This window comes from Endozoicomonas sp., assembly GCF_031844845.1.
Lineage (GTDB): Bacteria > Pseudomonadota > Gammaproteobacteria > Pseudomonadales > Endozoicomonadaceae > Endozoicomonas.
Genome location: NZ_JAVRMB020000417.1, coordinates 1 through 9,506, shown reverse-complemented (window position 1 = coordinate 9,506; position 9,506 = coordinate 1). Strand labels below are relative to the sequence as shown.

Annotated in this window: 11 protein-coding genes and 1 pseudogene; 5 read left to right on the top strand and 7 right to left on the bottom strand. The window is 46.4% G+C overall.

Translation table 11 applies throughout. The features are described from left to right. Positions 1-195, top strand: a pseudogene (locus tag RM811_RS22945) (amino acid ABC transporter substrate-binding protein); the annotation flags it as partial. 88 nt (positions 196-283) lie between these two features. Here the strand turns inward: RM811_RS22945 and RM811_RS22940 are convergent. The 3 genes from RM811_RS22940 to RM811_RS22930 form a co-directional block, all read right to left on the bottom strand. Then, on the bottom strand, positions 284-499 hold the full coding sequence (locus RM811_RS22940) for a hypothetical protein (protein ID WP_402528920.1): 216 nt from the start codon (positions 497-499) through the stop codon (positions 284-286). 63 nt (positions 500-562) lie between these two features. Then, entirely contained in the window at positions 563-997 is a 435-nt protein-coding gene (locus RM811_RS22935; protein WP_402528918.1) for a host attachment protein, read from the bottom strand. Between the two features lie 379 nt (positions 998-1,376). Continuing rightward, the gene (locus tag RM811_RS22930) at positions 1,377-1,982 is read right to left on the bottom strand and encodes a hypothetical protein (RefSeq protein ID WP_402528917.1); all 606 of its coding nucleotides are present in this window, start codon (positions 1,980-1,982) and stop codon (positions 1,377-1,379) included. A 302-nt stretch (positions 1,983-2,284) separates the two neighbouring features. On the opposite strand from RM811_RS22930, the gene RM811_RS22925 reads away from it, so the two are divergent. Beyond that, positions 2,285-2,689, top strand: a complete 405-nt coding sequence (locus RM811_RS22925) for an acyl-CoA thioesterase (RefSeq protein ID WP_402528915.1) — start codon at positions 2,285-2,287, stop codon at positions 2,687-2,689. A gap of 44 nt (positions 2,690-2,733) precedes the next feature. Here the strand turns inward: RM811_RS22925 and RM811_RS22920 are convergent, their stop codons facing one another. Beyond that, positions 2,734-3,138, bottom strand: a complete 405-nt coding sequence (locus tag RM811_RS22920) for a response regulator (protein ID WP_402528913.1) — start codon at positions 3,136-3,138, stop codon at positions 2,734-2,736. Between the two features lie 271 nt (positions 3,139-3,409). Further along, positions 3,410-4,072 (bottom strand): fumarylacetoacetate hydrolase family protein, encoded by a 663-nt coding sequence (locus RM811_RS22915; RefSeq protein ID WP_402528911.1) that lies wholly within the window; start codon positions 4,070-4,072, stop codon positions 3,410-3,412. Between the two features lie 245 nt (positions 4,073-4,317). On the opposite strand from RM811_RS22915, the gene RM811_RS22910 reads away from it, so the two are divergent. Further along, positions 4,318-4,578, top strand: coding sequence for a DUF4404 family protein (locus RM811_RS22910; RefSeq protein WP_402528909.1), 261 nt, complete (start codon positions 4,318-4,320; stop codon positions 4,576-4,578). 412 nt (positions 4,579-4,990) lie between these two features. Here the strand turns inward: RM811_RS22910 and RM811_RS22905 are convergent, their stop codons facing one another. Beyond that, on the bottom strand, positions 4,991-6,811 hold the full coding sequence (locus RM811_RS22905; protein WP_402528907.1) for a protein kinase domain-containing protein: 1,821 nt from the start codon (positions 6,809-6,811) through the stop codon (positions 4,991-4,993). A gap of 344 nt (positions 6,812-7,155) precedes the next feature. On the opposite strand from RM811_RS22905, the gene serA reads away from it, so the two are divergent. Both serA and RM811_RS22895 read left to right on the top strand, forming a co-directional pair. After that, complete coding sequence (gene serA / locus RM811_RS22900; protein WP_402528904.1) at positions 7,156-8,385, top strand: phosphoglycerate dehydrogenase; 1,230 nt, start codon at positions 7,156-7,158, stop codon at positions 8,383-8,385. Between the two features lie 183 nt (positions 8,386-8,568). After that, positions 8,569-9,048, top strand: a complete 480-nt coding sequence (locus RM811_RS22895) for a CreA family protein (protein ID WP_402528903.1) — start codon at positions 8,569-8,571, stop codon at positions 9,046-9,048. 48 nt (positions 9,049-9,096) lie between these two features. On the opposite strand, the gene RM811_RS22890 is transcribed toward RM811_RS22895, so the two are convergent. After that, positions 9,097-9,506, bottom strand: a 410-nt coding sequence (locus RM811_RS22890) for a hypothetical protein (RefSeq protein ID WP_402528901.1), incomplete at its 5' end; no start/stop codon positions are given.

The following is a 9,506-nucleotide window of genomic DNA, read 5'->3' as shown; positions in this document are numbered from 1 at the left end:
GAATTCAGTGGTTACTATTATGCCCAGAAGGAGAAAATCCCAACCATCAAGCCACTCTTTGAAGTGGGTTCGACGGATGATTATCTGGCACTGAATCCGTCTGTACCAGATGAAGTTGTCAAACGTCTGCAGTCTGCACTGGATACCATGAACAGCGATGGTACCGTGGAAGATATTTTCAGTGCTTACCGCTAAATAAACGAACGCTGCCCGCTCCCCGTTGCCCGAAAAAGCCGGAACCGCCTGTGCTTTTTCGGGAAGCTAACAGGCTATCCGAAGGAAGTCAGTCAATCGTTAAATACCCCTTATCGTAGTAAGCCGGATCATGCCAGTGCCTGGTAATATGTGCTTTTCGTCTCTCAAGGCAGTGATGCAACTTACTTAGAAACGTCTGTCTATCCTGCTCTGACAGGTTCTCATCATCTTTAGCGTCCAGCCAGGCACTTTCAGCCTCCTGAAACTCAATATCCAGCTCTTCCAGTTCTCTATACCGATTCATAACAAACCCGATTTATAACAACGACCGCCCGGTTCATCAGCATGCAGACTCAATGAAGTTCTCTCAATTAAACTCTGTGAGACGCTCAAGCAGTTCCCCCGGACTCTCATGAACCAGATCTTTATTGATGTGATCGCCCTGGGGTACATGTTTGTCAACAAGTGGCAGAATCTCACCCAGCAGACCGGGAGGTGCGCAGATGCACAGAGTCTCAAACTGATGCAGGTTATGGGCATGGTTAATGGATGTTGCCAGCATTCGGGAAAAACTGGCTGACTCGGTTTCTTTCGGTGAGTTATCAGTACCCACACTGCGGTTGCTGTGGCTGCCGGAAGATGTCACAGAATGGCCAGGCCCGGACGTCACAAACTCCTGCCGCTTCCACCGACCCTCTTCGTGATCAACCTGGTCAACCAGGTCCAGCTCTCTCTTATGCCCATCAAAACGATAGACCTTGGCTTGACTGTTATCAGCAACCAGTACCCAGGACGATGCCATTGGCGTGAACCTCTAAACGACTTGCGAAGTACGACTTCTGTCCAAAGATAGTTCAACGACTCGGGAATTGCCTGTTTTTCAAACTGAAAAACAATAATGATAAGCACTGAATTGCCATGCAATGCGTGAGTGATAATGAGGTCATGATTTAATCGCGAATAATACCAATTCCACTTTCTAACGCTGAACTACGCTCATGACAAATCAGGGCTCTGGCATCCTTTTGGTTTCAGAGGTTATGCACTAATGATACGAATTCAGGATAGAAATCGACCTCTGCAGCCAATAACAATTTACCTGGACTGATAATTTCATCTTCATGAGGGTATTTTTCTCCTGCATCAAGACTCAATTTTTTTGATACTTTAACCTGATTATTTTATCGCGAATACTCACCCCACAATTTCAAGAGGTGAGCAATCACCTCCCTTCTATTTTTTGAACCTTTGACAAAATTAATATTTAAATCATCCTTATCTAATTTCTTTAATAACCCCTCAACATTATCAGCATGTTTGCTAGTAGTTTTAAAAGTGTCAGGACCCATTCCCTCTGGGTCAACTTCTACGTGTACACTGAGGTAAAAATAATCATCCGCTATCCTACCAATTATTTTGATATTTTCTTGATATCTATCCATACCAAAACAAATTAGTTCGACCTCTCTTACCTTAAATCCTTTTTGTTTAAAAACACTACAAATAGTATCGTTATCAATCCATTCACTGCGATCTATTATCTTTAGCTCAACCGCATCAGCTGCCTTACCTGAAGCTGGTGACTCAGGGCAATTTGCAGGTATTCTTTGTTCAAGACTTTTACCCGGGACTAATAAAGCAGCTTCAGGAACGTTCTTTTTTGCCTCAACTTGCGCAACAGATCCCAATGGATTCTTATCTGTAGAGCTTCCATTTCCATTTCCATTACCGGTATTAACATAGAACCCGGCTCCCCCCTGGTTCATGTTACTCGCTGGTTGCGTCATGACTATACCTCACTGCTTCAATAATTTAGATGGGTACGATTAAAGTGCATCATTCAAGCACTGGTTGACCAGTCAACCAGCTGAACTATATGACCAGTTGTTTTCTGCATGGTTCCAAAAACCAGAATTATTGTTTTTTTATGGCTGATGTTCCCTAAAAAAATGACGTCTGCTAATGAATAGCAGGCAAGCCCGGTTCAACCCGCCTTTTCCTCTATATTTCGCTGAAATTCATCACCAGAAACGATAAACTCCCCCTGAAAACCGTCAGCCAACAACAATAAAAACACCGGAGTCCAAACATGAGTGCCAGTAATGAAAGCCTTGACAGCGCTCCTGCCCCCCAGGGAGAAATGACACTGAAAGTTCTGGCAGACCATCGTTCCGTTAACAGCAGCGGTGATGTCTACGCGGGCTGGGTAACCATGCATCTGGATCAGGCGGGTGAAGTGTGCGCCCGAAAAGCCTCCAATGGTGCCAGAGTAGTGACGGTAAGCATTGGTAGCATGAGTTTTCTAAGACCCGTTCAGACCGGTGACCTGATCGGATTCTTTACCCGTGTGACAGACATCGGAAAAACATCCATCACGGTTGTGGTTGAGGGCTGGATTGAAAATCATCATGGCTGGGAAAAACTGACCGAAACCACCATGGTCTTTGTTGCCATTGATCGAGGAGGGCGAACCCGGAGGGTCAGAAATTCTTAAGTAGAACCTGTTTTTTCTAAAGAGTGTTTCCAGAGAGAAGAAGATCAGGAGCCTCTGATCTTCTCTGCCCACCCGGAGAGTAACGTCTTCATCCGTTCAAGACTCACCGGCTTATCAATATAATCACTCATTCCTGCGTCCAGACATGCCTGCTCATCGGAAGTCATCGCCTTGGCTGTCAGAGCAATTATCGGGATATCCGCACAATGTCCACCGGAAGCCCTGATTTTCCGAGTTGCCTCAAGCCCGTCCATTTCCGGCATCAGGAAATCCATCAGAATCAGGTCATAATGATCATCTTTCAGGCAATCAAGGCACTCATGGCCATTGCCAACCACCACATAACTGCAACCCAGCTTCTCCAGAAGCTTACCGGTTACCAGCTGATTGACGGGATTATCCTCAGCTAACAATATGTAGAGATTAAGTTCAGTACTGGGCTTAGTCACGAAAATACGGTCCCGGAGTTATCTGCATCCTTATTCATATCTGATGTTATCTTCAGGACTTTAACAGAATCAACGAGTAACCAGCGAAAGCCTCCGCTCCTTAGGATTTGTCCTGAAATAACTTACCCATTTTGAACTCAGTTTCCGTTCACTCTGAGCGAGGCGCTTTCCGCCTCCCGCTGCCCGTAAACGCACGAGTCTTATCTTTTTGGGGTGGCGGGCGGCGGGCGGCGAAAACAGACAAATTATTCAGGGACAAATCCTTACCCCTTTATGTACACCGGGTCTGGGTAGTAAACGTTCCGTTCATAGTCAGCTCCAACTCATCTCCGGGGTTGAGTGGCCCAACCCCGGCAGGCGTCCCCGTAAGCACTATATCACCTGGCAGTAACGTGAAATGCCTGCTGATATAGCTCAAAAGGCCGGGAATGGAGGTCAGCATGTGATCTGTCGTCCCCTGCTGCCTCAGTTCACCATTCACCTTCAGGGAAAACTCAAGACTTTCCGGGCTCTTTACATGCTCAACCGCAACAAATCCGGATAACGGGCAACTGTTATCAAAGGCTTTGGCGACCTCCCAGGGCAGTCCTTTCGCCTTTTGCTTGCTCTGAAGATCCCTGAGTGTCAAATCCAGGCCAAGGCCCATCGCCATAATGGCCTGATTGGCTTCGAACTCACTGGCGTTGGTCAACGTATCCTTGATCAACAGACTGACTTCAGCCTCATGGTGAATCTCACCACGGTTCCGTGGCAAGGGTACAGACTGATCAAGATTGACCATCGCAGTGGCTGGCTTAATAAATAAAACTGGATCATCGGGCAGTGGATTATTCAGTTCCTGAATATGTGCAGCATAATTACGCCCTACACAAACCACCTTGCCGACAGGAAGGTCAATACGGTCGCCACTGATCCAGCGGTGCCTGTACTTCATAGTGCATCCTTTGTTAATTCCAATGATGAAAAATGGAACGCATGATAGGCGCCAACATCATTCGGATATTTATTCTTCGTTTCACTGAGCCTGAAGCTTTGTCGGGATAGCAGAAAGTGTTTACAGTTAAACATATCATCCCCAAGTCAGGATCTATTGTCCCATGGCTCAGGGAGCAGTTAAAGCATCTCACTTTTAATACACTGTAGTACTATCATAAATGCCTATAGTGGAAGGAGCATAGTATGTCAGATAAGCTGCAGCTCAATATTCAGAAACTTCACAATATTATTGAAGGCTTACCCGTGGATGAGTGCACAGCGGGTTCTTTAAAGCAGATAACGGACGAAATTAAAATCGCTGTGGCTCAGGCTGAAGGGGAGATCCCCATTCAGGGATACAATGAGCAGCTGGAACAGGAGGCCATCCGCTTCAGCGAGGATCACCCAGCCTTAACTCAGGCCATCAGACAATTGATGATAACGCTCTCCAGCATGGGCATTTAACCACTGGAAAAACTTAAGGCACTTCTCGTGCCCCGCTTTGACCTCGTCCCCACGCTCTGCGTGGGAGCGGGGGATAAGCTCAACGCCATCCGCAAGTGCGTACCATCTCCCACACAGCCTATGCTATGATGTCCCGCCTGACGCAACCGGGGTCAGGCTGAAGTGCAACATGCAAATGATTGACGAACAGCCCTGACCTCGTTCCCACGCTCTGCGTGGGAACGATAGCCAACCACAGGCACCGTGCTTGTTGATGGGTGTAACGCTACCACGCAGAGCGTGGGAGCGAGGAAAAACCAATATAAGACTACTGACGTATTACTGTTTCAGGCTTGGTGTTTGTCAGCCAGAATTACCCACCCGCATTTGTTTTCTACCCTGAAGTTTTCGCCCTGTCCTCTTTTCTATCCTCTTATGCGTATTTCTGACGGGAGTTTCTGTCTCCCTCTATCAGGCGCTCAAAGGTTTCAATAGCCTTTTGAATCCCCATGCGGTCTTCCGGTTTATACGACAGCATGTTTTGCACAACAGGCAGGTAACGCTGGAATTCTGTTTGGAAACCATTAGGATCTGTCGTGGAGAAGGCTTGTAATACGCAATCGTTGTATATCGTCTGATTCGTTTCATCATTGCCAGGCGGATGCCATTTAAGATCTTTATCGTTAAAAACATGGCGTGTTTGTTTATTTTTGGTGAACAAGTCAAGGATCATTAGTCCCACCTCCCATACAACGACCTTTTCAGAGCTTATATTTTCACGCTGTACAACCAATTCCGGAGCTACTCTTACGGGTAGCATAGGATTACTAATGCTGCAATAAGTTGGTTCGATCTGTTCTGATGTTTCTGCCATACCAAAATCCAGCAGTTTAAGATTGCATTGATCAGATTTGACGTCACCTGAATTAAGTACGACATTTTCCCATCGTAAATCCAGATGAAAAGAACGGTTTTTTACAGCAGTATTGACCTTTTTCAGCAACGACAAAGCCAGCTCTGGTCGGTGCTTGCCAAATTTATGCAATTCCTCTCTGTCGGGACAGGAACCAGCGGCGATTTCCATGAAGATAATAGACTGATTTTCGCCTTTACTATTTTTTCGGTGAGCAACGCCATGAATTTTAAGAGTAGAGGAGCCCGCCTGTTTTTGAATTCGTACTTCTTTCTCCACTGTTTCAGCATAGTCATATTGTAAATGCCTCATTTTTTTTGCGGCAATTATTTCCCCGGTATTAACCAATCTTGCAAACTTGACCTTGCCATATTCTCCCGCTCCAAAGTAACAAGATTTTGATTTATCAGTCACATCATTTGGTTCAATTCTGAGTGACCTGATTGCAGCATCTGACATCTTATTACGACTAATACGACCTGTTGCATTGGTGCTGAAATTACTCCTTGCTGGCAATAACTGATTTGCGACTTCTTCAGGTAGTGTATTAAGCAGCTCTACCCAATTTCCATTTGTCATTTGCACTTTTGTGAAAGGCTGATGTTCATTTTTAAACTCATTTTTGCAAAGAGCCGGGGCAAAAGAAGTTTCAGTTTCTGATGAGGAATCTGCAGGTGTTGAATCCTTCTCACCGGTTTTAATAAAAGCAGGCATGGGTGTCCCCGGCAAATTTTTAGCCGTTACTCCCAAAGGATCTTGAGTATACTCAGCTACAAACGGAGTATCCCGGGCTGAGCCGCTGTACGGAATACCAACATAATCTTGCGCAGGTAAAAACCACGGCATTACCAAGGGTGAGCTAATTGCCCGGGGATTATCAGGAACAGGTGTTGTTATACTTGGTACCCCTGGAAAGGAGAAACTGACAGATCCGGGATCAGGCGCTCTTTGTGCCTGCATCACGAAAGGCTTTGATGCCACTGAAAGCGCAGAGTCTGCTGCAGTAGAAAGGACTGGCCCGGTACGGGTAGTTGTTGTAGCAGCTGATCCTGCATTTGCCTGAGGGTACGATTTAGGCTCTGTCGAGACATGGCGATCTGATATGGATTTATAAAGCAAATAGATAGATGCAACGCCTCCCACCACAGCAACAGCAGCCGACAGTCCGATAAAGAGCCCGCCACTGACCAGACACGCAGCGACAGCACCGCCGATGGCCATTATTGGCGCAATAACTCTGACGATTCTCCCCCAGACAGATGGGGTATTCTTTTCCGTTGCCTCCTGACGTACACCGGAAATTGATGAATCATGACAAACAAACACCCCAGTAACATCCACAATCAATACTCCTTTATTGCTTTTTATTTATAAAATCAGACAGTTACAATCAATCGCAGTTCCTCTTAGGCAGGCGATAATTTGTACGAATATGTATATTTCGACCTTTCGCATAAGAAAAAGTTCCATTCCTTTGCCCTGAATCTCGCGCCGGAGCTTGTTGTTCTCATAAAATAATTCATAGCTGGCAGCAAGTACCATCATACAGCCTATGCTATGATGTCCCGCCTGACGCAGCCAGGGGTCAGCCTCTGATGCTGTATGAAAACGATTAGCGAAACAGCCATGAGCTAATAGCAGCCATAAGCTAATAGCAGCCATGAGCTAATAAAAAAGAGATTGATATGTCCGAAATATCGCTGGATAAGAGCAAGATCCGTTTTCTCCTGCTGGAAGGTGTCCACTCGTCTGCTGTCGATCTTCTGAAAGCTTCTGGTTATACCAATATCGACTATGTCACTACTTCTTTGTCACCAGCAGAACTTAAAGAGCGAATTGCTGATGCACGCTTTGTTGGCATCCGATCCCGGACGCAATTAACCGAAGAAATTTTTGACGCCGCCAAAAAACTCTGTGCCGTGGGTTGCTTCTGCATCGGGACTAACCAGATCGAACTTCCGGCAGCTACACGACGTGGTATTCCTGTTTTCAATGCTCCGTACTCAAATACCCGCTCTGTGGCTGAGCTTGTTCTGGCTGAAGCCGTATTGTTACTGCGTGGAATTCCGGAAAAGAATGCGATTTCACATCAGGGCGGCTGGCAGAAAACAGCAACGAACTCCCATGAAATCAGAGGCAAGAAACTCGGCATCATTGGCTACGGAAATATCGGCAGTCAGTTGAGTATTATGGCTGAATCCCTTGGGATGGAAGTGTATTTCTATGATGTAGTCACCAGGCTATCCATGGGGAATGCTACTCAGGTTAATAACCTGAATACGCTGCTGGGTATGTGCGATATCGTCAGTCTGCACGTTCCGGAAACCAGTGATACTCAATGGATGTTTAATGAAGAACAGTTTGCCGCAATGAAAGACAACAGCATTCTGATTAACGCTTCTCGCGGCTCCGTTATCGTTATTGAAGCACTGGCAGAGTACCTGAAGAATGGCAAACTGCTGGGTGCAGCAATTGATGTATTCCCGGAAGAGCCCAGGGGTAATGGTGACGAGTTCATCAGTCCTTTGCGCGGAATGAAAAATGTCATCCTGACGCCCCATATTGGTGGTAGCACTCAAGAAGCCCAGGAGAATATTGGCAGGGAAGTCGCCGAAAAGTTTATTATGTACAGCGACACTGGTTCTACATTGTCGTCTGTAAACTTCCCTGAAGTCGCTCTGCCTGCTCACCTTGGCAAACATCGCCTTCTGCATATCCACCAGAATACTCCGGGTATTCTGGGTCAGATTAACCAGATTCTTTCTGACAACAGTATAAACATCAGTGGCCAGTACCTGCAGACCAATGAATCCGTTGGTTACGTAGTGATTGATGTTGATGCTGAACACAGTGAAATGGCAATGCAGAAGATAAGGCAGATCGAAGGCACTATTCGTTGCCGCGTTCTTTACTAGTACATGGTTTCAATGCGTTTGACATGCAGGTTGGGTCGAACGGAGTGAGCCCCAACAATTTTACCGATGATTGCAGAGCGGATAGTTTGTTGGGGCTCGCATTCGCTCGACCCAACCTACGTCACCTGTTCAGCCTGTAAGCCTGCCCCGCAGGCTGAACCACTTATCTAACGGTTAAACCACATGCGTCCTTTAGCGACTTCCCTGTTAATCACCTCCATTCTTTTAACTGGCTGCTCAGACAATGAGGTCGGTGATGTCAGTCTTGGTCTGTTCACTACTAAAGACATCAAGATAGAAACTTTTACCGACCCAGTGGTCACCGGTGTGACCTGCCATATCTCCCATGTAGAGGGAAATCTTGATTTATCCGATCCTTCCGATATGAGTATTTCCTGTCGACAGGCGGGCCCCATCACACTGGCAATGATTAATACCATCAATAGGTCCAAGAGCGGTGAAGTAGTCTTTAAGACATCAAAAAGCATCCTGTGGAAGAACCTGAAAATACGGCGCATCTGGGATGAGAAAAATAAAACCCTGATCTATCTCAGTTACTCAACAAAAGAAACGGAAGGCAGTGCAAAACACTCAATGACTACGGTTCCGCTCTGGGGCAGCCCAGTCTGGGATCAGCTGGAAAAGCCTCAGTCCCCACAATAAACATGCGGGTTAAAACTGATAGCATTCAGGCCAGTATTTTTGGGGTATCTATCTTCGCTTTAGTCGGTCCAATCTTCGCTCCAGGGCACCTGTGAGCGTTTTATTCCGAAGATTAATGATTTCATTCTTTATCCCCCGATCTCCCTGCAATGCGTAATCCAGATAGCCTGTATGGAGATCACCAGCAAAATCCGGATTCTTGGCCATGCCTCTCAGTACAGCACTCAATGCCCCCTGATACCGGCCTTGCTCTTTTGGGGTAATATTCGTTGCGGCTCTGTTGGCAACAACAGCCTTCAGGTCATCGAAGGATTTTACGCTGGTCAACTGCCGGTGAAGTTCACCATAAGAGCAATCCAGTTGAGGCTTGATGGATGGAGCCGTGTAGCTCTGTCCATTCTTTAATAAGAAACTACGCTCCTCCATATGCGCTATATCTGCTTTGCCCCAGCTCGCAA